General features: G+C 50.3%; 25 protein-coding genes. 15 read left to right on the top strand and 10 right to left on the bottom strand.

Going from position 1 to position 23,863, the window contains the following annotated elements; genetic code table 11:
* Window positions 1-817: 817 nt before the first annotated feature.
* Window positions 818-1,318, top strand: a complete 501-nt coding sequence (locus tag M2108_RS29135; protein ID WP_277472897.1) for a hypothetical protein — start codon at window positions 818-820, stop codon at window positions 1,316-1,318.
* A 309-nt stretch (window positions 1,319-1,627) separates the two neighbouring features.
* Here M2108_RS29135 and M2108_RS29130 read toward each other — a convergent pair whose 3' ends face one another.
* Genes M2108_RS29130 through M2108_RS29120 form a run of 3 tightly spaced genes read right to left on the bottom strand, consistent with a single transcriptional unit; the run spans window position 1,628 to window position 4,916 of the window.
* Window positions 1,628-3,445 carry a CotH kinase family protein gene (locus M2108_RS29130; protein ID WP_277472896.1) on the bottom strand — a complete coding sequence of 606 codons (1,818 nt, stop codon included), beginning with the start codon at window positions 3,443-3,445 and terminating at the stop codon, window positions 1,628-1,630.
* A 17-nt stretch (window positions 3,446-3,462) separates the two neighbouring features.
* Entirely contained in the window at window positions 3,463-4,200 is a 738-nt protein-coding gene (locus M2108_RS29125) for a DUF4956 domain-containing protein (RefSeq protein WP_277472895.1), read from the bottom strand.
* 2 nt (window positions 4,201-4,202) lie between these two features.
* The gene (locus tag M2108_RS29120; protein WP_277472894.1) at window positions 4,203-4,916 is read right to left on the bottom strand and encodes a polyphosphate polymerase domain-containing protein; all 714 of its coding nucleotides are present in this window, start codon (window positions 4,914-4,916) and stop codon (window positions 4,203-4,205) included.
* A 226-nt stretch (window positions 4,917-5,142) separates the two neighbouring features.
* Between M2108_RS29120 and M2108_RS29115 the strand changes: the two genes are divergently transcribed.
* Window positions 5,143-6,393: a purple acid phosphatase family protein gene (locus M2108_RS29115; protein WP_277472893.1), complete on the top strand. Its 1,251-nt coding sequence runs from the start codon at window positions 5,143-5,145 to the stop codon at window positions 6,391-6,393.
* A gap of 83 nt (window positions 6,394-6,476) precedes the next feature.
* Here M2108_RS29115 and M2108_RS29110 read toward each other — a convergent pair whose 3' ends face one another.
* Complete coding sequence (locus M2108_RS29110; RefSeq protein ID WP_280777295.1) at window positions 6,477-7,256, bottom strand: hypothetical protein; 780 nt, start codon at window positions 7,254-7,256, stop codon at window positions 6,477-6,479.
* Window positions 7,257-7,950: 694 nt separating this feature from the next.
* Between M2108_RS29110 and M2108_RS29105 the strand changes: the two genes are divergently transcribed.
* On the top strand, window positions 7,951-8,574 hold the full coding sequence (locus M2108_RS29105) for a hypothetical protein (protein ID WP_277472891.1): 624 nt from the start codon (window positions 7,951-7,953) through the stop codon (window positions 8,572-8,574).
* A 103-nt stretch (window positions 8,575-8,677) separates the two neighbouring features.
* On the opposite strand, the gene M2108_RS29100 is transcribed toward M2108_RS29105, so the two are convergent.
* Window positions 8,678-9,511: an acyltransferase domain-containing protein gene (locus tag M2108_RS29100; RefSeq protein WP_277472890.1), complete on the bottom strand. Its 834-nt coding sequence runs from the start codon at window positions 9,509-9,511 to the stop codon at window positions 8,678-8,680.
* Window positions 9,512-9,836: 325 nt separating this feature from the next.
* The gene (locus tag M2108_RS29095) at window positions 9,837-10,454 is read right to left on the bottom strand and encodes a nitroreductase family protein (RefSeq protein WP_277472889.1); all 618 of its coding nucleotides are present in this window, start codon (window positions 10,452-10,454) and stop codon (window positions 9,837-9,839) included.
* A gap of 322 nt (window positions 10,455-10,776) precedes the next feature.
* On the opposite strand from M2108_RS29095, the gene M2108_RS29090 reads away from it, so the two are divergent.
* The 11 genes from M2108_RS29090 (at window position 10,777) to M2108_RS29040 (ending at window position 21,057) form a co-directional block, all read left to right on the top strand.
* Window positions 10,777-11,220 carry a DUF1641 domain-containing protein gene (locus tag M2108_RS29090; RefSeq protein WP_277472888.1) on the top strand — a complete coding sequence of 148 codons (444 nt, stop codon included), beginning with the start codon at window positions 10,777-10,779 and terminating at the stop codon, window positions 11,218-11,220.
* Window positions 11,221-11,265: 45 nt separating this feature from the next.
* On the top strand, window positions 11,266-12,444 hold the full coding sequence (locus M2108_RS29085; protein WP_277472887.1) for an NAD(P)/FAD-dependent oxidoreductase: 1,179 nt from the start codon (window positions 11,266-11,268) through the stop codon (window positions 12,442-12,444).
* Window positions 12,445-12,667: 223 nt separating this feature from the next.
* Window positions 12,668-13,297 (top strand): SGNH/GDSL hydrolase family protein, encoded by a 630-nt coding sequence (locus M2108_RS29080; RefSeq protein ID WP_277472886.1) that lies wholly within the window; start codon window positions 12,668-12,670, stop codon window positions 13,295-13,297.
* Window positions 13,298-13,458: 161 nt separating this feature from the next.
* The gene (locus M2108_RS29075; protein ID WP_277472885.1) at window positions 13,459-14,139 is read left to right on the top strand and encodes a hypothetical protein; all 681 of its coding nucleotides are present in this window, start codon (window positions 13,459-13,461) and stop codon (window positions 14,137-14,139) included.
* A gap of 28 nt (window positions 14,140-14,167) precedes the next feature.
* Window positions 14,168-14,914, top strand: a complete 747-nt coding sequence (map, locus tag M2108_RS29070) for a type I methionyl aminopeptidase (protein ID WP_277472884.1) — start codon at window positions 14,168-14,170, stop codon at window positions 14,912-14,914.
* A gap of 128 nt (window positions 14,915-15,042) precedes the next feature.
* On the top strand, window positions 15,043-15,627 hold the full coding sequence (locus M2108_RS29065) for a DJ-1/PfpI family protein (RefSeq protein WP_277472883.1): 585 nt from the start codon (window positions 15,043-15,045) through the stop codon (window positions 15,625-15,627).
* A complete protein-coding gene (locus M2108_RS29060; protein WP_277472882.1) occupies window positions 15,624-16,442 on the top strand; it encodes a hypothetical protein in 819 nt (272 codons plus the stop codon). Before M2108_RS29065 ends, M2108_RS29060 begins: the two co-directional genes overlap by 4 nt.
* Window positions 16,443-16,503: 61 nt before the next feature.
* The gene (locus M2108_RS29055; RefSeq protein ID WP_068723503.1) at window positions 16,504-16,926 is read left to right on the top strand and encodes an Rrf2 family transcriptional regulator; all 423 of its coding nucleotides are present in this window, start codon (window positions 16,504-16,506) and stop codon (window positions 16,924-16,926) included.
* Between the two features lie 525 nt (window positions 16,927-17,451).
* The gene (locus tag M2108_RS29050; RefSeq protein WP_277472881.1) at window positions 17,452-18,315 is read left to right on the top strand and encodes a VOC family protein; all 864 of its coding nucleotides are present in this window, start codon (window positions 17,452-17,454) and stop codon (window positions 18,313-18,315) included.
* Between the two features lie 184 nt (window positions 18,316-18,499).
* Entirely contained in the window at window positions 18,500-20,524 is a 2,025-nt protein-coding gene (locus M2108_RS29045; protein WP_277472880.1) for a Na+/H+ antiporter, read from the top strand.
* A 2-nt stretch (window positions 20,525-20,526) separates the two neighbouring features.
* The gene (locus tag M2108_RS29040; protein ID WP_277472879.1) at window positions 20,527-21,057 is read left to right on the top strand and encodes a GNAT family N-acetyltransferase; all 531 of its coding nucleotides are present in this window, start codon (window positions 20,527-20,529) and stop codon (window positions 21,055-21,057) included.
* Window positions 21,058-21,155: 98 nt separating this feature from the next.
* Here M2108_RS29040 and M2108_RS29035 read toward each other — a convergent pair whose 3' ends face one another.
* The 4 genes from M2108_RS29035 to M2108_RS29020 all read right to left on the bottom strand — a co-directional run bounded on the left by M2108_RS29035 (window position 21,156) and on the right by M2108_RS29020 (window position 23,431).
* Entirely contained in the window at window positions 21,156-21,578 is a 423-nt protein-coding gene (locus M2108_RS29035; protein WP_090717707.1) for a threonine/serine exporter family protein, read from the bottom strand.
* Window positions 21,579-21,608: 30 nt separating this feature from the next.
* Complete coding sequence (locus tag M2108_RS29030) at window positions 21,609-22,376, bottom strand: threonine/serine exporter family protein (RefSeq protein ID WP_277472878.1); 768 nt, start codon at window positions 22,374-22,376, stop codon at window positions 21,609-21,611.
* A 144-nt stretch (window positions 22,377-22,520) separates the two neighbouring features.
* Entirely contained in the window at window positions 22,521-23,102 is a 582-nt protein-coding gene (locus M2108_RS29025; protein WP_277472901.1) for a YitT family protein, read from the bottom strand.
* Window positions 23,103-23,263: 161 nt separating this feature from the next.
* The gene (locus tag M2108_RS29020; protein WP_346780630.1) at window positions 23,264-23,431 is read right to left on the bottom strand and encodes a hypothetical protein; all 168 of its coding nucleotides are present in this window, start codon (window positions 23,429-23,431) and stop codon (window positions 23,264-23,266) included.
* Window positions 23,432-23,611: 180 nt separating this feature from the next.
* Here M2108_RS29020 and M2108_RS29015 point away from each other — a divergent pair, with 180 nt between their 5' ends.
* Window positions 23,612-23,836: a hypothetical protein gene (locus M2108_RS29015; protein WP_277472877.1), complete on the top strand. Its 225-nt coding sequence runs from the start codon at window positions 23,612-23,614 to the stop codon at window positions 23,834-23,836.
* Window positions 23,837-23,863 lie beyond the last annotated feature (27 nt).

The raw sequence follows: 23,863 nt of genomic DNA, 5'->3' as shown, positions 1-23,863 counted from the left end.
TTCTTACATGACTATTCCAACTCCCAATCTGTCAATGGATGAAAACCAGTGAACGAGTGAGCAAACAAGAGAAAATATTAATTTATAGTGGGAGGTTTTATGAATACAAGAGTGGAAGAAATCACTGCTTTACTTGATCAATTGGTATAGAAATAGTTGTACCGCTGAGAGGAAAAGTTATTAACGAGACAGCATTCAGCAAGCTTTTTGAATTAATGGATGAATTGCAGAGTTTGCTTTATGATAAAAACTTTATGCCGAAAAAACTGGTTAAGATATTATTTCACATATATACACAACTTGATATGCAAGCCGGGTATGTCAGGTCAGAAGAAGTAAAAAAGGAATTCATTACATATCTCACTATAATGAGAAGCAAAATGAGGGGAATCTTTGAGGAGAGAGTGCAACAGAATGCAGATATGAAGGAAATCTCACTAAAGGATATTATGGAAAGTTCAGGGATCACGGACCCGCGAGAAATAATTGATAGATTTAAGAAATTGTATGAATAGTGAAGTACCTTTAAAGAACGCTTGATGAGGAGGTAGCATGCAGAATCTATGTCTTGTGTGTGGTTACGGACAATTGTATGAGCCGCCTGTAGATGAAAGAGGTATTTCATCTGATGAGATCTGTCTGTGTTGCGGCTTTCATTATGGGTTTGATGATGACGATATAAGGGATGGAATAAACGTATACGAGAAATGGAGAGAGGATTGGATAAGCGGAGGGTATTTGTGGTTTTCCGAGGGCAGGAAACTGCCTAAAGATTGGAACCCGGTCAGACAACTTCAAAGTGTAAGAGGGTCTCTAAGTGAGAATAAGAAATAAAATTAGGATATTGTATATTTTGATTTCAATTATATTGTTCTCAGTCATATTAATTAAATATGCTTTACTAGAAAGAAGGATATTACTATATGAGATGTTTGGTGGATTGTTTGTCCTATATGCGCTGACTGTTGAATTACCGTTATCCATCATTCGCAATAAACAGCTATTAAATAAAGTCTGGAAAAAGGCAATGCTTTTTCTGTTAACCCTGTTAGCGTTTTTGTTGGTCCTTGTAACAGCACAGAGCACGTACCTGTTAATAAAGGATATTATCTCAGGATATCGGGAAACAAATGTTGCTGTATTAAGCCGGCAGCCAGAGTACCGATCCATGGACAAAGTTTTGGTTGATGATAATAGTGCAATTAGTACATATAAATTAGCCCCGGGATATGTTGAGGTACAAACTGGTAAACAGTACGCTGTACGGATTTTTCAAAATTCAAAGATAATAGTGCCTGTTGATGAAGATGGATTTTAGAAGGCGGATCGGCGGATTAATACTAAGTGGAAAATCGCCATCTAATTCTTATTAAACTGCAGGTGAGAGAATATTAGATGGAAAAAGGACACTTAGTTTCACTGTTTTCGCGGCAAAAGGGTCTTTAGGTCCTAAATAAGTGACGATTTTCCACCTAAATCTTAGAAATGATAGGAAATGATGAAATTAGGTGGCGATTATCCAACTAAATGTGCCTGAGCTTGGAAAAAGAACATAAATACACCTCAGACGATAGTTCGTCCGAGGTGTATTCATTTTTTATCTAGTGTTAACTTCCAACTGGCCAGTCTATAGCCGCTTCCGCTTATAAAACGTAACGAACGCCGCGGCGAGAAGGAGAACAATTATCGCTACGCCGGTGGTGATGGCTTCGCTGGTGCTGCCTTGCTGCTGGGTGCTGCCAGGTGCGCCGCCGAAGTCGCCGCCACCAAAGCCGCCGCCCATACCGCCGCCGAAGCCGCCGCCCATGCCGCCGCCGAAATCACGGCCGCCACCGGCCATGTCCCCGCCGGGGCCGTTGCCGCCCTCGGGGATGGCCGGGCCGCCGTACTGGCCGTCCGGCCAGCTCTGCCCTTGCGCGGCACCGCCTTGCGCGGCACCGCCCTGCGTCGGCGCGCCATTGCCTTGCGCGGCACCGCCCTGCGCCGCCAGCCCATCAGCGGCGCTCTGCCCTTGCGCTGGCGCCTGCCCTTGCCGCGCCGCGCCGTTGCCCTGCGCGGTCGCCGCATCGCCGCCAGCCGTGCCACCGCCCGGCGCAGCGCCAAACCCGCCGCCACCGCCCATACCTGCGCCGCCGCCCATGCCCCCGCCGCCGCCCATGCCCCCGCCGCTGCCGGAGCCGTCGCCGCTAGAGGCGATAGTGCCGTCGAGCTGGCCGGAGACACTCGCGGCCATCGTCGACATGAAGGTCTTCACGGACTGGATGCCGCTCTCATACTGCTCAAAGGTATAGAAGGCGGAAGGATCAGCCTTCACATAGCTGGAGATCATCTGATCAAGCTCATCCATCCGGGCCTGGAAGGTGTCATCCTGCAGGTATCCGTCGATCATCTGCCGGATGATTGCGTGATATTTCGCTTTGTACTCGTCATTTGCCAGCAGCTTCGCTATCAGCGGACGCTCGGAGAGTGCGCCTTGGGTCGGCTCGTCAATCATGACGTCGGAGCCGCCCAGGCCGCCGAAGGCCATGTTGTAGTCCCACGGCAGAATCGAGAAGACGCCGTCATCCTCGTACAGGTAATAGTTCTGCTTGTTGCTGCCGAGATAGCTGTCCATATTGCCGGTCACGGCATTCAGGGCAATGTAGCCGAGGGCGTTATCGACATTGATGTATTTCTCATAGTCGGTGCCGTTGTTCAGCTCATCCAGCATATCGAGCAGAATATCGTTGTTCGATTTTTCCGACTTCATCTCAAGGCCCGTATAGAGGGAGGTATCGTCACCGAGCCAGGTCAGGTCGCTGCCTTGTCCGGTCATAACCCCTTTATACAGCGCGCCATAGGAGTTGCCGAAGTTGCGCTCCAGATAAGCATCGCCAATCTGCTCCACCGCGAGATAGAAGCCCTTCAGCTCATCGTTGACATAAATGTTAACGAAGGAGTATTTTGGCGTCGGCAGGCCCATGGTTTCGGCAAGCTCATAGGTGAGAAACTCACGCATATAAGAAGCATCACTGTAGTTATTGTTGAGGTTGATTTTGGTTATACCGAACAGGTTCTGATTTACATATTCGTCAAAAGAAATCTTGAAGCTGTAACGGTCCGAATCGCTCATCTGTACAACACTGCGCAGGCTTAAATTCCCCTTGGTCCGGATGCCTACATTGTCCATTTTGATCCCGTTGTATTCTACCGATGCTGCTTTGTATTCCTCGGCGCTGGCATTGTCCAGCATGTCCTGGAAATCATCCGGATCAATCGTAATCCGTACATCCACCACTTTGTCTTTCGGGAACACCTCGGTATCCAGACTCTGCTCCTCATTCGAGACCACCCGGTCCTGGGTATTTCCATCAGCATCGTTATTATCCGGCTGACATCCGGCCAAAGCGGCAGCCAGCAGCAGGCAGCACACCATCAGGAGGAACGGCTTACCTCTTGCTTTCATCTCGGCACCGCCTTTCCTCAGGATACGTAGTCGCCGCTGTAGCTGAGCAGCAGGGCATTTTTGACACCGGTAATATCGGAGACGGTGTTGACGAAGCCGCCTTCCTTGTCGTCCAGCCGGAGCTCAAGCGTCAGTTCAATATTGCCTTTAGTGACGGTCTTTTGCTTCACGTTGTAGCGTTTCACCGATTTGTTCAGATGGCTGTGCACCTCGCGTTCGCTGTCGTCACCCTCGCAATTAATAACCAGCAGGTACGGGGTTTCCACGGACGAGCGCTTGATGAACAGGAACAGAATCAGGCCGATAATGACCGAGCCGACAATAGCCAGCGTGAAAAAGCCGGCTCCGGTCACAATTCCCGCAACCGCCGCCCAGAACAGGAAGATCAGGTCAGTCGGATCTTTAATCGGCGTTCTGAACCGGACAATGGACAGGGCGCCGACCATCCCGAGCGACAGCACCAGGTTCGAGTTAATCGCAATAATAACGGTGGCGGTGATCATGGTCATGCCCATGAGCGAAACGTTGAAGCTTTTGGAATAGAGCACTCCGCTGAACACCCGCTTATAGAGCAGGTAGATAAAGAAGCCGATCAGAAAAGCAACTCCGAGTGTAATCAGGATTTTGGAGATGCTGATGTCGGATACAAAATTGTCCACTACCGAATTTTTGATCATATCGGAAAAGGTTGTTGCCGTGTCGTTGGCTTGTGCCGCCGTTGTTCCCGCAGCAGCCAGAGTAGATACAAAGCTCATTTTTAATAATCCTCCCAAGTATTGGTCTTCAAAAATTTACGGCAAATCACATACTTCGAAGCAGACTGCCGGTTCAAGCCTTCCAGCTGCAGCGCGATCCGGATGTACTCCGGAATGTATTCGTCGAATTTGACCTCGAAAATAATAAAGTTCTCATCCAGCGCCCGGACTGGCCGCAGCTCCTGATCAAAAATATCCGTAGCATGCAGCCCGGTCCGCAGCTCCTTGTCAAACGTAATCCGCACATTGCCGTTATGGCAGACATAGGGCTCACGCACATAATCGACGATCACCTTGGGACGAAGCAGGTTATGGCGCATCTGATTGTACAGCTCCATAAACAGCGGGCTGGATGGAATATTCAGCACCTCATAGTTGCCGGCCATGATCTGGTCGTACATTTCGCGGGTGAGCGGCTCTTTGATTTTGGCGATATAATCGTCCCTTTTGATTTTTTTCTCGAAATGGATGACATGATCCTGAACGTTGTAGATCCGGATCCGGTATTTGGCACGTTCCCTCAGGCCACCTAGCTTTTCAGCAAGGGCTGTATTATGCATATCATCAAAATAAAGGCTCCGGATATGATACTCCCCGCCGTCATCGGCATTCTGGTCCGCATCCATCAGGCTGTGCAGGCGCTGGCGCAGGATCAGATATTGATGATAGTTAATAAAAAATTTCAGCTCATGCCGGAATTGCAGTAGTTTACTCATTTCACACCTCGTTTCTCTCTCAAAAGTAACCTTCATTCACAGTACCCATCGTACGGGACAGACCTTATGATTGTCTTAAATCCGGCTGAACGTTAGCTGAAAGTTTTTACACTGCGTTAACAAAAGTCGCGAATTCCGAACACAATAAAGAAGGTGAAGTTGACTTTGAGGCTTAATGGAGGCTATCTTTGTAAACACAGTAAAGTAGTTTTCAGGAGGGACCCGTGTGAAGGATTTGAAAATCGTGCTCATCATCGGAATTATTTTTTTAATGTTAATATTGGTGGCAGTAGCGTTCGAAAGACTGAAGACGGAGCGGGCAGAAGTCGGGCGGTTACCGGGAACCCCGTATAATCTGGTAACTACATTTAAGGGGGATGAGGGAACGGGCCGCGCTTTCACCTGGTATACAGAGGATGCTGCCGCTGCCGGGCGGCTGGAGGTTGTAAAGGGGGAGAATGCCTCTTTTGACGCTGATTCAGTAATGAGGGTGCAGGCGGAAGATACAACAATCAAGACTGACAAAGGAAAAAGAGGCGTGCATAAAGCAGAGGTCAGCGGGCTTGAGCCGGGTACCGTGTACACCTACCGTGCAGGTTCAGGAGAGGATGGGGAGTGGAGTGCTGCGGCAAGCTTTACGACCGCAGAAGCGGACACTGACGAGGTAGCCTTTATTAATGTGACCGACTCGCAAGGGATTACGGCGGCGGATTTTGCGGTTTGGGGGCGGACGCTGAACAAGGCGTTTGAGACCTTTCCGGAAGCACAGTTTATTGTGCACAATGGGGATTTTACGGAGGAAGCAGGGGATTCTGCGGCGTGGAACAGCTTTTTCAGCAATGTTGATAGTATCGTTACCCGTATTCCCCTGATGCCGGTAACAGGCAACCACGATGAAGTGGATGAACAGGCGGCCGAATTCACTTCCCACTTCAATGTTCCGGATAACGGGGCCAAAGGATCACTTGCCGGTACGTCGTACTCCTTCGACTATGGGCCGGTGCATGTTACCGTACTGAACACGGAGAGCAATTTGAAAAAGCAGACCGAATGGCTGAAAAAGGATCTGGCCGGCACGGACAAGGCCTGGAAAATTGTTGCGATGCACCGTCCGGCTTATGGAGGCAATACCTATAAGAAGCTGGACGACTGGGTAGAGCTTTTTGATAAATACGAGGTTGATCTCGTGCTGCAGGGACATAACCATGAGTATTCGCGGTCTTATCCGCTGCTGGGCGGGAAGGTTGTCACAGAGAAGCAAAAGACCGCAGGGGCGGCCAGAGGTACGGTCTATGTAGTTACGAATGCTTCCGGCAACAAGTTCAATGAGAAAAAAGAAGACCAGTTCTACCATGCTGTCCATTTCCAGAACAACAAGGCGATGTTTGCGGGTATTACCATCAGCGGCAAGGTGCTGAGCTACCAGGCCTACGATGTGGACGGCATTAAGCTGGATGAATTTACACTGACTCACTAACGGTAAAGAGGCGGCTGAACGGGTTCAGCTGCCTCTTTCTTTTTGTGTAGCAAGGCTGGTTCTGTAACAGCCGGCGACAATGCTCAGCGACCGGACTGGCGCTTTAGGGTGAAGGTTTTTACAATCTGCGGAACTTCATCATTGACCATGCGTTTCAACAGGCGGATCTCCCGGCCGTATTTCTTATAATCATAGTCGTCACCGGATTTGTTGAGGAACTCACCCGGCAGCTCCTCCGGCACCGTGTAGGCATAAATTCTTCCGCCCCGGGCGGCCAGGAAGCCGTATGGGGAATCGTCATATCCTTCGTCATGCCACTGCTTCAGGGTCATTTTGAAGACGAACAGGCTCAGGACATCATCATATAATTTCCCCTTGTATTTAAAGCGGAAAAATACGCCGTATTCTGCATCCTCCAGCCGGTTGCTCCGCTCAACCGCAGTATAGATTTTCCAGGAGCGGGGGAGCTTTAGCGTGAAGCCATAACGGGGGTCCCGGTAAATGTACGATTTTGCAGATTGAGACCTGCCGGCTGGGCGTTTCAGGCGTTTTGGGGTACGAAGAAGCGTTTGGGGTGAGCGTTTACGGTGTTTTCCAGGTTTACAGGAGGTACGGGTTGAACGTTTGAGACGTTTTCCGGTGCGATGGGTGGTGCCGCTTGTGTGCTTATATTGCTTACCAGTGCGTGAGGATCTGACAATGGTGGGCTTTAACCTTTTTTCTGTTACTTTTGTGCTGCTGTCTGTGGGCTTTTGACTATATGACTTGCTCTTAAAGCTGGTACTGCCCGGAGGATTTTCTGCTTCTGCGGATAACGGTGCTACCTCTGTGCTTTTTTGTCTCCAGATCCTGCTGTTCATCATGATCACATCCCTGCATATGGTTATCCCGGTTTCAGACATAGGCATAATAACCAGGATATTCATGCCTTAGGGGATGTGACTGGACAGCTGCCCGGTCTGCAGGGAAAATGGCCGCGAAACACAAGTAAACCCCTATCATTGATTTGCATCAATAATAGAGGCTTACGTTGTTTGCACTATACCCATGTTATGCTCAGACTCCTTATCCTACACTCTTTGAACTCAGCCGGGTAGAAATCGTCCGAGGCGGCAGTAAATTTGCCTATCCTGAGCGGTAAATCTTCTCTAATTCATCCTCTGCCACGAGTGGACTGCTGTTCAACCTTCGAGCTTTAAGAAGCTCATACCATTTCGTTCGGGGATGGATTGAAAGCTTTAGCGCCAGAATCAAAGATATAGTCTCAAGCCCAGGGATTACAGCTGCTCAGGATTGCTGCGGATAAAATGTTGCTTCCCGTCAGACGTTCCTTCTAGCGGTGTAAGGTTCCCTTGAGTTGATGTCTTTAGTATACCCGGGGATGACTGGGCTGTAAAAAGCGCTAATCCTTAAAAATGTTACTATTTTTCAATTCATTCTCTTGTAAGCGCTATTATTCTGCTGTGTTCTTAGTTTTTCATCATCCGCAGCTTGCACTCTGGGTAATACCTATTGGGATCAATCCTGTATAATGTAGCCAATAGAGGAGGAGTATCAATGAAGCTGTTTCAGATGAAAACATCGCCGCTGGGCGTGGAGCGGATTGCAGAGTTTCTGGAGAATAACTATATATGTATCGGGTATCCGGGCACCGGAAATCTGGAAGCGGCCAGTCCGGAGGAAATGCTGGTCAGGCTGCTGAAGAGCGGAGCTTATCAGGGGCAGGAGCTTGAGACGGCAGTTGCCGATCTGAATCTGTTCGTGCATGAGATGCAGGACGGGGATTATGTACTGGTTGCCGACGGGCAGTGGGTGCATCTCGGAGACTTGGGGGATTATTTCTACGACGATACTTATGATAAAGCAGATGATGGACGCTGCCACCGCCGGGGCGTAACCTGGCTGAAGAGCATTCCGCAAAGCGCGCTGAACCCGGAAGCAGCTGAACTGCTTGCAGAGGAAGGCCAGATCTCCCGGTACCGCGGCACCTTGCCGGCGGCCAGAATAGAGCTGTGGATTGAAGGGTCGGGCATGGCCGATTCAGGAGCTGAAGGAAGACGTGCGCTGGTGGATGAGGTGACGGTTCTCAAAGCTGTGGCTGTCTTGAAAGAAGCTCTGCATTCGGAAGACGCGGACCGGCGTGAGCGGGCGGCAATTGCCATTCTGCAATACGCAAAATAAGCACTGACACAAAAATATAAAGAATTTCGCTACTGATAAGGGGCTTCACATACTAGTCATATCTAATATGTGAAACCCCTTATTGTTCAACAATCGTTCTTCCTTAGAATTCCTGTAAAGTGTTCCAAGGGTCTGCAAGAAGTTTTCCATCGGCAGCGCCGATGATGCCGCCTTCCAACATGCGGGCTTTGATTTTTTTCTGCAGGGATGTACGTTCCGGAAGATCGTGTATGGGAAGATCTGTCCTTCCATAAACCCATCTGATTGCGCTGTCTTTCGTCTCATCTATACGGGTCAAGTCGAACGCCTTCTGAAAGCAGACGATATTCGAGTTTTCCGGCAGCAGCTCAGCAAGGGCAGGGGAAAGCAGCCAGGAACTGCACACCATATCGGACTGTCCGTACTCCGGGTAATATTTAGCGAAAAATACCCTGGCGTCTTCATAGGACTTCCGCAAGCTTTCGCGCCTCATATCCGCATCAGCGGGGATATGGATATTGATTAACTTCTTGTCTTCATTCTCGATCATTTCGTACTCAAGGGCGCCGATGCGGAATTCGTGAAGCGAAAGCTGTCTTGGAAACCACCATCCCCACACAAACGCATATGTTCCATGCACCTTGTAATGCTCCTCAACGAATCTTGTACAGAACTTCATCGTATCCGTAAAAATGGTCTCGCTGATTCCTCTTTTTCCGTATTCCTTATGTGCCTCAGCTGCGCGAAGAAGCATGAAAGTCAGCATTTTGCTCCCATCCGGATCGTCCCCCAGAACCTCAGCTATATCTTTAACTGCCTTTTCCCGGGTGGATCGATCATACAGGGCAGCAGAATAGGGCTCTACGGTCTTTTCATCGAATCTGTTTGCAAAGTTAAGTACTGTTATTTTAATTTGATCCGGTAAGCAAATACAATCACATACTTCTTGTAAATTCATATTCATATTCCCCTTAGCAGATAATACACCGTATTTTCTCGCTTTTGCCGTTTCCCGTTAGTTGAAACAATAGAGTCTGATGGTCTGAATTCATCTTCCAAGAACACAATCGTAGTCCACTAAATTCGCTCATTCAAGAAGATTATTCCTTGCTATAATAATAACTAGAGGTTTCTATCTTCTCAATATTAATTTACACTCTATGACCCAAGCCGATCAAGCAGTTCTTCCGTTTTTTAGAGAGGATGTAAACAGAAAAAAAGCCTTCCGCGTCATGACGGAGGGCTTTATGGTATATCCTACAATTCATACAGCAGGAGCTGAATCAGATGAATTCCACGAATTCATTAACAGGCTTGCGGTAGCCACGCGGTCTGATTTTGTGCTTGTTGTCCTTGCCGATTGTTATCATCAGGACGGGAACAAGATTGTCGGGCACTTGGAGTGTTGCATTGACCGCCTCCGGTACAAATCCGATCATCGGGCATGTATCCCAGCCTCTGTCCTTGGCGATCAGCATGAACTGCATAGCAGACAAGGAGGCATTGCGGATTGCTTCATCGCGCTGGAAAGCTTCGTTGCCTTCATAAGCATCGTTGATAGACTGGATGGTACTGTCGTATTCCTCCTGGCTCATGGCGCCAAGCAGCTTAAGACCGCTGTAGATCTCCGGCGCCTGCAGGTAGGCATTTTTGTCCCCGTACACGAGGATGACAGCTGAAGCGGTATGTACCTTATACTGATTATAAGCATCCTTGCGGAGCTGCTCTTTGACGGCAGGATCGGTAACTACCTTGTAATGGGCGTGCTGCAGATTGTTGCTGGAAGGGGCCAGGCGGGCAAGGGAGAACATCTCCTCCAGCTCTGATTTGGTAATCGTAACACCTTCAACAAAATTCATGGCGGATCTGCGGGCTTGAACTAAATCTGAAAAAGTACTCATTGTTATGCCTCCGTTAGCTTATGTATTGGTTAATAAAAATCAATAGCTGATGTTTTATAATAAACTTACATTTAGTTACTTGCTAAAGATAACATGGTGTGTATGGATCGTCAATGCTTTTAAGCATGGATTCATAAATTTTTTTATAAAAAGAAGTAAATTCGAGAAAATGACATTATAGAAGTGATTATTATCACAAAATAAGGCTATACGGGTAAAAACTTTGTGACATATTTAACAAGAACGGTGGTATAATAGGCACACTGACTTTGTGAGTTAGATTAGAAAAATGCAGTTATGTCAATGTGAAGGAGAGACTAAAATGTCAGAAACGAATACGCAAACAGTGCCTGAACAGGAGCAAGCAGCAGCCGCAGCAAAGAACCCTAAGGAGGATCTGCTGGAGCAGCTGCTGAAGCCGGAGGTTCAGGAATCGCTGACACTGCTGGTGCAGGAGCTGCCGAAGCTTACCCAAATGGTCGGAGTATTATCGAAATCCTTTGATTTTGTACAGGCGGTTGCAACGGATGAGGTGCTCAAGAATGATACAGTTGGTGCTATTAAAGAAATTGCCGAGCCGGTTGTAGGGTCGGTTAAAAACATGGCAGCTACAGTTATTGAAGCAAAAGACCGGGCTGAGGCAAGTACGGAAAACATCAGCCTTTTCGGCATGATGAAAATGATCAAGGACCCTCAGGTGCAGAAGATGCTCCGTTTCATGAACGCTTATCTTCAAGTCAGCGGCGAACGCAGCACACAGAAATAGCCTGAATACTTAAATAATTACACATGTATGGACGGAGGAAAAAGAATGTCAAAACATATCGTTATTCTGGGTGCAGGGTACGGCGGCTTGCTGAGCGCGCTGACTGTGCGTAAATATATGAGCAAAGCAGAAGCAAGAGTTACCGTGGTCAATCAATACCCGACCCATCAGATCATTACGGAGCTTCACCGCCTGGCTGCCGGCAGCATCTCGGAGAAGGCCATTGCCATGCCGCTCGTTAAGCTGTTTGCCGGCAAGGATATTGATCTCAAAATCGCCAAGGTGAAATCGTTCTCTGTAGACGATAAGCAGATCAGCCTGTCTGACGGCTCAACCCTTTCTTATGATGCGCTTGTTGTCGGCCTTGGCAGCACAACCGCTTATTTTGGAATACCTGGCCTGGAGCAGTACAGCATGGTCCTGAAATCTGCAGAGGATGCCAAGAACATTCATGCCCACATTGAAAATAAAATCGCTGAATATGCGAAAAGCAAAAATTCGGCGGATGCAACCATTCTGATCGGCGGCGGCGGCCTTACCGGTGTCGAGCTAGTTGGTGAAATTGCTGATGTACTGCCTAAGCTGACCAGAAAGTACGGGGTTGATCCTAAGGAAATCAAGCTTCTGCTCGTTGAAGCCGGTCCTAAGATTCTGCCGGTACTGCCGGATCACCTGATAGAGCGTGCGACAACCAGCCTTGAAGCACGCGGAGTACAGTTCCTGACAGGCCTTCCTGTAACCAACGTTGAAGGCAACACCATTGACCTCAAGGACGGTCAAAAGATCGTTGCCAATACGTTCGTCTGGACCGGAGGGGTGCAAGGTAATCCGCTGGTTGGCGAATCCGGACTTGAGGTCAACCGCGGACGGGCGACCGTCAATGATTATCTGCAGTCCACCTCGCACAAGGATGTATTTGTTGCCGGAGACAGCGCCGTTTACTTCGCGGCTGACGGCCGTCCATACCCGCCAACTGCACAGATCGCCTGGCAGATGGGTGAGCTGATTGGTTATAATCTGTATGCAGCCCTGAACGACAAGTCGCTGGAAACGTTCAGCCCGATTAACTCGGGGACACTTGCCAGCCTTGGCCGTAAAGACGGGGTAGCCATTATCGGAGGCAGCTCGACTCCGCTCAAAGGCCTGCCTGCAACCATGATGAAGGAAGCCAGCAATATCCGTTACCTGACTCACATTAAAGGCCTGTTCAGTCTGGCTTATTAATCCTTTGCCGCGCTGTAATTCTTAAAGGCATCTTTAAGCCCCCTCGATCATCCTGAAGCGTTCATGCCTGTACAGGCACAGGAGGATATGAGGGGGTTTTGTGTTTTAGTCAGTTTGTTATTGTTTTTCCGGGTTATGGAAAATATCCGCTGTACTATTCTGCTCCCTTTGCTATAATAGCCTTGTTTATATCAATCTAATTCCGTTTAGGAGGATTTGAGATATGGGGTTCAAAGACAATGATGTGATCGTATTTATCGGCGACAGCATTACGGACTGCGGACGGGATTACATGGATGCCGGGTCACTTGGAAGCGGTTACGCACTGATGGCAGCCGCCCGGCTTGGACTGCAATATCCGGAGAAGAAGCTGACGGTATATAACCGCGGGATTAACGGCAACCGGGTGAGCGACCTGCAGCGCCGCTGGGACAAGGATTGCCTGGAGCTGAAGCCGGATTGGGTATCGGTCTATATCGGAATAAATGATACATGGCGCTGGTATGATTCAGGCTTTGAGACAACAGCAGCGGAATTTGAAGCTGCTTACCGGGATCTGATTGAAAGGACCAAGGCGGCGACGGATGCCAGGCTGGTGCTGGTTGAGCCGTTCGTCCTTCCCGTGCCGGAGGACCGGAAGGGCTGGCGCACGGATCTGGACCCGAAAATCCATGTGGTGCGATCGCTGGCAAGGGAATACGGTGCAGTGCTTGTCCAGCTGGACGGTTTGTTCGCGGCCGCATCAGTCAAGGCGGAGCCTGCATTCTGGGCGGGTGACGGCGTTCATCCTTCTCCAGCCGGCCACGCTCTGATCGCCGAGGCCTGGCTGAAAGCGGTTGGAGCGGTCCAATAGCCTCATACAGCTGTGAATGAACAAAAGACTGATCCGTCAAGGTTAAAGCTGCGGACCGGTCTTTTTTTTGGCTGACAGCCCGGCGTTTACGGTGTTTATTTTATTATGCTGCCGGAGACTGTTATAATGGATGGATACATATGGACTTGGAGGTGGAGCCTGTGAGACGGCTTCTGCTTATCGTACCAGTGTTATTGATGATTTTATTAACAGGCATTACCAATGATTTCGGTTATATTAATGCCCGGTGGATCAGTGGGGCGCAGGCAGAAGCTGGAGCTGTGTCATTGCAGGCGGACATTACCATAGACAGTCCCTTCACCTTGTCACGCAATCCGCTGCTTCAGGTGGCTGGCATACCCGGATACTTGAATCTGGAGCTGATCAGAGGCACGTACCTGGAGGACTGGAATGCACTCTCTGCGACTGGCGGCAGAAGCTGGAGCGGCGACTTCCGTCTGAGCATCACAGGGGAAGATGGAGTGCTTCTGCACACTTTTCCATTAAGTGATCAATATAATGAAGAATTACAATTTAATGATTTGTTCCAGATTGAATTCGGTGATTATAACGGCGACGGCAATCCGGATTTTACGATTGGGCAATACGGCTCAAGCAATGGTAACTTTTATAGGCTTTTTGCGATCAGCAAGGATTGCTCAATTCAGGAGCTGGCCGTTGAGCGGACTCCGGAACTGTTCATAAGCAGCACTGATAGGTATTCCGTAAAGCTGACCGAAACCGCAGAAGGCTTTACGGCAAGCCATTATGATAATTCAACCGGCCGGCTGGCGGTTCATACATACCGCTGGGATGGCGCTGTATTTCAACGGGTTCAATGAAGCTAATTAATTTAAGGAAGTGGACTGGATGACAAGCGATAATGCACAAGATTTGCAAGGTCTTCAGGCAGCAGGTAAAGTGGTCGGACATACCATTGCCGAGATGAGGAAGCAGGTAGTGCCCGGTATGACAACAGCCGAGCTTGACGGGATTGGCGCAGCGCTGCTGGAGCAGTTTGGCGCGAAGTCAGCACCAAAAGTAACCTATGATTTTCCGGGGAGCACCTGTATCAGTATTAACGATGAAGTGGCCCACGGGATACCCGGCCCGCGGGTTATCCAGCCCGGCGACCTGATTAACATTGATGTCTCGGCGGTATTAAACGGCTATTATGCAGATGCCGGAGTCTCCTTTCAGCTCCCGCCCTATAATGAGAAGCTGCTTCACCTGTGCCGCAGTACAGAGGAGACTATGATGAGTGTAATCAACCATCTGCGGGCGGGGATGAAGGTGAATGAAATCGGCCGTGTGATGGAGCTGGAGGCCGGTAAACGCGGCTATAAGGTCATCCGCAACCTGTGCAGCCACGGGATCGGCAAAGCGCTGCATGAAAAACCGTTTGAAATCCTGCCGTTTTATAATCCGCGTGTAACGACGGTGCTGAAAGAGGGCCAGGTCATTACGGTGGAGCCTTTCCTGAGTACCGGCGATGATTTTGCGGAACAGCAAAGTGACGGATGGACCCTCAGCGTCAAGGGGGGCAGCCGGGTTGCCCAGTTTGAGCATACGATTATCGTGACCAAAGGCAAGCCGATTATTTTGACGAGCGCATAAGAACTGCACTCTATAAGCAGCGTGAAGTTATACAGATTTGCATCTGGGGCTGTTCCGGTAGTCAGGTTAAGGGCTGTCCGGGGCAGCCCTTGCTGTTTTATTGTTGGATCGAAAAAGGGGGGGGCAGCGTGAAAATAGCTTTTATTCTTTTCGATGGAGTTACGTTTCTGGATTTCGCGGGCTTCTATGATGTGATCTATCGTTTGGGGCAGTTTGAGGCCGGAGAAGGGCTGGAATGGGATATTTGCGGAATGCGGGAAGAAATATCGGATGAATTGGGTTTAACAGTCAAAATAGGACGAGTGCAGCCTGACTTATCAGATTATGATCTGATTTTTGTACCGGGCGGCCTTGGAACCAGAAAACTCCGGGATGACGCTGAATACATAAAGTGGCTTCAGAGTGCAGCAGAAGTTCCCTACAAAATATCTGTGTGCACCGGTTCGCTGCTGCTAGGCGCCGCCGGTTTTCTGGCTGGCCGCAGTGCAACTTCACATCCGTCTGCCTATGAGCTTCTGTCGCCCTACTGCGCCAATGTCGTGAAAGCGCGGATCGTTCAGGACGGTAACATCATTACTGGCGGCGGCGTCTCTACATCAATAGATCTGGGGCTGTATGTGCTGTCACTGCTGGCCGGTGAAGAGGCCATGCTGACGGTGAAGCAGCAGATCGACTACCCCTACGTTACACAAGGAATTGTGCAGAGGCAGTGATAAAATTTCGTGAAGGGATGATGGATATGCGGGATAAGCAGGAGGATACCGTACCATTACAAGAGTGGACTCAAAACCGGGAGAGCTGGCCTCTGCTGGAGGAATACTTGCAGAGCCGCAGCGGTCTGCCCGGACCGCGGGCCAATCTGGAGCTGGCTGCCCGGTTCGCCCGCGGGTATGCTGGAGCGGAAATATCGGATACGACATGGATTCTGTTGATCGAATGGGCGGAAGATCCCGGCGAATATTTGCCGTTCTGTGCTGTACAGGCTTGTGCTGTCCAATATTCTTTTGCGGACAGCCATCGGCGAGACCGGATTAAGCTGATGCTTAAACGGGCAATGAACGATACCAGGTGGCGGATCCGTGAGGCGGCTGCAATCGGACTGCAGTATGTTGGCGAGTATAATTTCTCTGAGCTGCAGGAGCTGCTGGACAGCTGGCGGCCGGAGGCAACGATGCTGGAACAGCGTGCCTTTCTGGCTGGTCTGGCTCATCCGCCGCTGCTCAAATCCGGGGATCAGGCACAATACAGTCTGAATTTGGCTGCAGAAATCACAGATGGAATCCTGAAAGGTCGATCGGCCGCCTATGATTCCGAACAATTCCGGGTATTGTCCAAGGGGCTGGAATATAGCCTGAGCCTGTTCGTAGCCGCTGAACCGGAAGCGGGCTTCGCCCTGCTGGGCAGGCTCGCGGCAAGTGGTGATGAACGGATGATCAGAATTGTGAAGAGCAACCTGTCCAAGGCCAGGCTATCCAAAAAGTATCCCGGGCGGGTGGAAGAGCTGCTGGCAGGATTGACATCTGTCTGAAATGTAACTATTATAGTTGCATCTATAGCTTTTGTCTGAAGGCTTCAAAGGAGAGATACCCATGAACATCAGCACCCGATTTGCGGTTGCTATTCATATTTTGACGTTAATCGACAGCAATAAGGAAGGCAAGAGCACATCCGAATGGATTGCCGGCAGTGTGAACACAAATCCGGTGGTCATCCGGCGGCTTACCGGCATGCTGAACAAGGCCGGACTGGTGGAGGTCCGGCCAGGTGTGGCAGGTGCCAAGCTTACGCGCAGTGCGGCAGACATTACTCTTCTGGATATATACCGGGCCGTAAATGCTGTAGAGGAAGACAGCTTGTTCTCCGTGCACGATCATCCTAATCCGGAGTGTCCTGTCGGCAAGAATATCGCAGGTGCGATTGTGCCGGTCTTTTCCATGGCCCAGAAGGCAATGGAGAAGGTGCTGCAGGAGGTTACGCTCGATCAGATTGTGGACCAGATCCCGGCTGTCTGATAGAGGCTGTAACCATGTTTCGGCCTTTATCAAATTACTCTAAAAGTAATTGTAGCAAAAATGTGACATTTTCTAAATTTAAGTTGGCTTTCAGCAGGATTTTATCTGATTTTAAGGTTTGGGTAGTATAGTTGAGGTCTCCACCCCCCAGTGGATGCATTATCGTTAGATCCTGTCGTGCCTCGGCAGGGTCTATTTGTTTATGTAACAGATTGAATATTCTTTTTATCAAACCTTTACCTAAGGTTCATGTGATTTTAAGCTTCGGGCATTATAGTAATCACATGACCCCTTATAATAGACTTTGACCCTGCCGGACGTCCGCGGGGTCTTTTTTTGGATACACCAAAATGATCAGATCGCATCTCATGAAAGTAATTGACAAACTTTTAGGTTGCAACTATACTAAAGTTAGTTAAAGTGTAACGGTAACAGTTACAAGTGCATGGCAATAGTAGCTGAGGTTAACACTAAGCCGTAGAATACCGGATTATACGGAAGCGGCTATTTCAGGAGGGGTTTACCATGACGGCAACAGCAGTTTTGCATGAGGATACACAGATTGGTCTGGTTCAGATTAGAGTAAGCAATCTTGAGCGGTCGCTCGCTTTTTATCAGAATGTGATCGGATTGCAGGTTTTGCGCCAAAACGGGCGGGAAGCAGAATTGACAGCGGACGGGCAGCGGGTGCTGCTGGTGCTGCGGGAGATTGAACACCCGCAGGTGTTAAGCCGCAAGCAGGCAGGATTGTACCACTTCGCCATCCTGCTTCCGGACCGTCCTAGTCTGGGCCTGGTGCTTCGCAATCTGATCGCTTCGGACATAGAGGTAGGGCAGGGTGACCATCTGGTAAGCGAAGCGCTCTATATTCAGGACCCTGACGATAACGGGATAGAACTTTACCGGGACCGCCCGCGGGATACGTGGAAGCGTGATGCTGCCGGAGATTACATTATGACAACTGATCCCGTGGATGTGGACGGATTGCTGGCCGCTTCGGAAGGCTTAACGTGGAACGGGCTGCCTGCAGGAACTGTAATCGGGCATGTGCATTTTCATGTAGGCAGCCTTGCGGAAGCGGAGAAATTTTATGTGGCTGCGCTTGGCTTTGAGCCAACCACCCGTTACGGGAATTCGGCACTGTTCATCTCGGCCGGCGGGTATCATCACCATATTGGGCTAAATGTCTGGGCCGGCCAGGGTGCGCCGGCGACTCCGCAGAGTGCCCCGGGAATCGATTACTTCACCCTGCTGCTGCCTGACAGACAGGAGATTGCGGCTGCAGCTAGGCGGGTGCGCGAGGCCGGATATGAAGTGAGGGAGACGGCAGACGGAGCCGTTCTAACAGATCCATGGAATATCGGGATTCATTTAATCGTGCAGAACTAACAGGAGGAACTGAGATAGAACAACCGGAGCATGTCGGCGAACGGTTCACCGTTGTATCGGAATCCTGATCCGGATACGCTGAAGAAATAATTAGATTGCAGGAGGCATAACCGGGTGATGCGGTTATGCCTTCTTTCGGGATATAATAAGGTGAAAAAATCATTGGGATCGGAGCTGATGCAGCTTGGATACTTTTCTTGCCGTGCTTTTACTGCTGGGACTGATTGCGTTATCCAATGTTGTGAACAGGTTCATTCCATTTGTGCCGATTCCCCTGATCCAGATCGGGCTTGGTGTCATTGCGGCACTGTTCCCGACGGGGATACATATGCATTTTGAACCTGAGCTTTTCTTTGTGCTGTTTATTGCCCCGCTTCTGTTCAATGACGGCAGGCGGACGCCGCGCGGCGAGCTGTGGAATTTGCGGGCACCGATTCTGCTGCTGGCACTTGGCCTGGTCTTTGTGACCGTTATTGTGGCGGGATACGCGATCAACTGGATGATTCCGTCTATTCCGCTGGCGGCAGCCTTTGCACTGGCGGCCATCCTGTCGCCGACCGATGCAGTTGCGGTCAGCTCGCTGGCCGGAAGGGTGCATCTGCCGGGCAGCATCCACCGGATTCTGGAGGGAGAATCGCTGATGAATGACGCCTCCGGTCTGGTCGCCTTCAAGTTTGCGATTGCCGCTGCAGTTACCGGCGTGTTCTCACTGCCCAAAGCGGCATTAAGCTTTGTGCTGATTGCAGCAGGCGGTCTGCTGCTGGGAGCGGTGTTGTCTTTTCTGCTGATCCGTATGAGCGTTTTTCTGCGCCGCTTCGGCATGGAGGACGTTACCATGCATGTGCTGCTGCAGATTCTTACTCCCTTTATCATCTACCTGATCAGCGAGGAGATTGGGGTATCCGGTATCCTTGCTGTTGTCGCCGGCGGTGTAGTCTATGCGATTGAGAAGGACCGGGCGGCTTCACCGCAATATAAACTTCAGCTTGTGTCGGCCAGTACCTGGTCGGTGCTGCTGTTTGTCCTAAATGGTCTGGTCTTTCTCATCCTTGGGGTGTCGGTGCCGGATGTAGTTGAGGTCATTTACCGGGATGAGTCGGTTAATAATTTCATGGTGTTCGGTTATGTTATGGTAATTACCGCACTTTTGATCGTGCTGCGCTTTGTCTGGGTCTATCTCTATTCCCTGATTGAAAGTCTAAGGTTTAAAGAGAAACGGACACCGCTCAAATCCCTGCTGATTACCTCTATTTCCGGAGTACGGGGAGCCGTTACACTGGCGGGGGCTTTTTCGATACCGCTGGCTCTTGGAGACGGAACGCCATTTCCGGAACGTGATCTCATTATCGCGCTGGCTGCAGGCGTCATTCTGATGTCGCTTGTCATTGCCAGCATCCTGCTTCCGATTCTGGCAGGCGAAGAAGAAGAAACGGTTCTCCAGGCACCGGGCAGAGGGAATCCCGAACTGGCTGCAAGATCGGTAGTCATTGATGCCGGGATGAGCATGCTGCGCAGTCTGGTCACCGAGACAGGTGAACGTGCGAACCAGCCTGCCCTGCTGGAGTTCACCGACAAGATTGACCGCATTTGTGCGCTCAGGGCAGATAACGATCCGGCAGCCGAGAAAATGCGCCGTCTGAGCGTTGAAGCCCGGCTCAGCGGACTTGAGGCGGAGCGGACCGAGCTGCGGCGGATGACGGAGAACGGGACCATTCCTGCACCCGTCGCAGTGAAGATGGAGGAAATGCTGGATCATACGGAGTCCATTCTGTGCCAGCGTTTTGATACACATGTGAAGTATTCACTTACCGAGCTCCAGCGGCTGTTCTCCGGCTTGTTTACCGGACGGCTGGGCAGTGAAGAGGGGCGGCAGGCCATCCAGAATGCCGAAGAAGCCCGCAAAGCCAAGATCGCCATGTGCCAGGCGGCAGTCAGTGCCGTCAGCAGCGGCATCAACGCAGAGAACCGTGAAGCGGCGCAGCGGGTTATTAATAAGTATGAACAAATTGAATCACGCCTGGAACAGGGCGAAGGCTGGAGCAAAGACGGGGTAATTGACGATCAGAAGCTGGAGCTGAAGCTAAAGGCAATCCAGGAGCAGCGTGACACGGTGCAGCAGATGTACCAGACCGGGGCGATCAATCTCAAGATTGCCGGCAGGCTGCGGCGGTTCGTAGATCAATTAGAGACATCAATCTGGGAGGATTAACTGTGGGGGAAAGAGCAATCGCTACGGGTGGTCTGGCTTTTGTGGAGATCACAGAGGAGCATCTGGCCGGTGTGCTGGATATTTATAATTATTATGTGCTGAATACGACCATTTCGTTTCATACTGAGCCTCAGACGCTGGAGGAAATGAGACAGTCGGTGTTAAGCGGTGATCCGCGCTATAAATCATATGCCATCCTGCAGAATGGCAGCTTGGCGGGGTATGTGCTGATTGCCAGACATAAGAACAAGCAGGCCTATGATACATCCGGTGAGATCAGCATCTATCTGCAGCCGGGATGCGGCGGGCAGGGCATAGGTGGTCAAGCGCTAAAGTTTATTGAGCAAAAAGCGGCCGAACTCCGATTCCACGTGCTTGTCGCCACCGTTTGCGCAGATAATGAGCCCAGCCGCCGCTTGTTCACTAGACACGGCTATGAGCAGAGTGCCCTGTTCAGAGAAATCGGCCATAAATTTGGCAGATGGCTGGATATCGCCAGCTATCAGAAGATTATAGGGCAGGCTTCGATCTGAACGGAAGCAGTTGCAGCCATTTAGACAGCAAACCCGAATAAAGTCCGCCTGCAGCCGGGGAGTATTCCCTGCCTGCAGGCGGACTTATTTGCGTGTAGCTATATCCTTCTCCGGCGGAACATCTGGCCCAGCACCTCGCTGAGCACCAGACCGGTAGCGATCGCGCCAGAGAGCAGCAGAGCCTGTACACCGTATTGAATCGCCTGATTATTGTCGTTCTCTACAAACTTGCGCATGGCATCATAAGCCAGTCCGCCGGGGACGAGCGGAATGATACCGCCCACGCTGAAGATGATGACCGGCATTTTGTAGGTGCGGGCAAAGAACTGGCTGATTACCCCGACAACGACGGTAGCCAGGAAGGTGGCGACCACCGTATCGAGCTGCTTGTCCAGCTCCAGATACAGCACCCAGCCAATCATTCCGGCGAACCCGCACTGCAGCAGCGCCCGTGCCGGTGCATTGAACAGAATGCAGAAGGCGGCAGCTGCGAAAAAGCTGGTAACGAATTGCAGAATCATGAACGATAGACCTCTTTCACCGCGTATATTTTAGAAAAGCGACAGCACAAGCCCGATGCCGGTTCCGATGGCGAACGCGGTCAGGAAGGCGTCAGCCCCCTTGGACAGGCCGGAAACCAGATGGCCGGCCATCAGATCGCGGACTGCGTTCGTAATAAGCAGCCCGGGAACAAGCGGCATTACCGAGCCGATAATAATCTTATCCATTTCCTGGCCGATTCCGGCTCCGACCGACAGGAAAGCCAGCAGGCCGATCAGAAAGGAGGCGGAGAACTCGGCGAAGAACCGGATCTGGACAAGCCGGTGCAGCCAGGTTGCTGCAGCAAAGCCCAGTGCGGAAACCAGCAGGGCCGGGAGCGCATCCCAGAGGCTGCCCTTGAACATTACAGTGAAGCAGGAGCCGGTCACGGCAGCGGCGGCGATCTGCATCCAGGCCGGATAGGCATGGGCGGCATCATCCACGGCCCCCAGGCGCTCGCGGGCTTCGGCTGTTGTCAGCTGGCGCTCACTGAGCCGGCGGGAGATATCGTTGACCTCCGATACTTTCTTCAGATCGGTGGTCCGTTCCGCAATCCTGAATAATTTTACAGGCTCTGTCCTGCTTGTAGTAAACATGATTACCGTCGGGGTCACATAGCTGTGGGCTCCCGGAAATCCCAAGGCTGCAGCCATCCGGGACATGGTATCCTCCACACGGTAGGTTTCTGCCCCGCTTTGCAGCATGATTTTACCGGCCAGCAGGCACAGGTCGACGATGTCATGCGCGGAAGTGTTACTGTTGTTGCTAGTGCTGTCCAACTTCGTTAGATCCTCCCCTGGAATGTTATATATCCGATTGTCGCCGCAATTCCGAAAAAGATCAACCCTAAATCATCCCCGTCAGGAAAAAGAAAAAATTTAACGGAAAAATTTTGATTTATTTTGCTGGAGTGACCGGCTCCTTCAATTATCCAGAGTCCATAATCCTGTTGCTACGCCACCGGCTATAATGGTGAGAAGGGAGTGGAAGAAGGTTTCCTTGGAAATCAGAAGCCCGCCCGCCCCGATAATCACAATATCACTCAGAAAAATAAGCACCCCGACATTAAGCGGGATATAGCGTTTCATGAATTTGGCCAGCAGATCTGTCCCGCCTGTACTGGCTTTATAGCGCAGCATCAGCCCGAGACCGCTGCCCATAATAAAGCCGCCGATGATTGCGCTGGAGATGGAGCCGATCTCGATATAATATAGAAAGTAATACTGAAGCGGTGCGAGCAGCTCAATCAAAAAGGAGGAAACTAAGAGGCCGGCTATGCTGTTGTAAAAAATATCCCGCTCTTTTAGCCAGGCGAGCAGGAAAATGGGGAGGCTGCAGCAGATAACAGCCAGTCCGATCTTGATGCCGGTTATGTAATTGATAATCAAGGCAATGCCGATTACTCCGCCATCCAGTATTTTGTAGGGGACTAGAAAAAAGTTGGTTGCAGCTGCAATAAGCAGGCTCCCCAGCAGGATAACCGCAAACCGTAAAATTGAACGCATATTCAACATCTCCACAAATAAGGCATGTCTTAATGAATATGCGGGAAACTGGAAAAAAATAGCCTGAATACAAAAAATCCTGCTTGCGCAGGATTATCAAGTGACCAGTTTCATATTCAGACAGGCACGAATGGAACTTCATGTACATGGCTCCGAGATCCTCACGGATTGACATACCCGCGGCCTGGCTGCATACAACCAGGCCGGCAGCAGCAGGTCTGAAAAGCGGATAATGCCATTTTGGCTGAGGCGAAAAATTGCCACAGGTCATATATTTCCCCGTAATGAAGCGGCTCGTCCTTCGGACTTCCGCTGAGCACTCCTGACATATGCACATCTCCTTATATTATATAATTAGGAACGTGGCTTTAGGTTGTCCGGCATAGCTTGTTTTATACAAAACCATAATAGACGAATCAAATAAAACTTGCAGCCAACCATAAAAACAACTATATTAATAGTAATGATTACGGATAGTCTGAATTTTAAATAAAGCAGGTGAACAGCGGATGGATTATACATACAAAGTGCTGCAGAGCGATCTGGATCTTCTGGCAGCCGCCTTATCAGAGATACCGGTTGCAGTAGCTGTTAAGGAATATGAGGATGATATTCTGGAGGATGGTGCACGGATCAGGGAATACACGCCGAACTCTGTGAGAATAGGCGGTTTATCTTACTGCCGGGAGCTGTATGAATTCCGTGCTTATCCGGCTGACATAAGACATTCATAAGCTCCGCATCATTTATATACCCCCATT

The sequence above is a fragment of the Paenibacillus sp. PastM-3 genome (assembly GCF_029893965.1).
Taxonomy (GTDB): domain Bacteria; phylum Bacillota; class Bacilli; order Paenibacillales; family Paenibacillaceae; genus Paenibacillus_AQ.
Note: the sequence above shows the minus strand (reverse complement) of the source record. Positions and strands in the feature narration are given on the sequence as shown.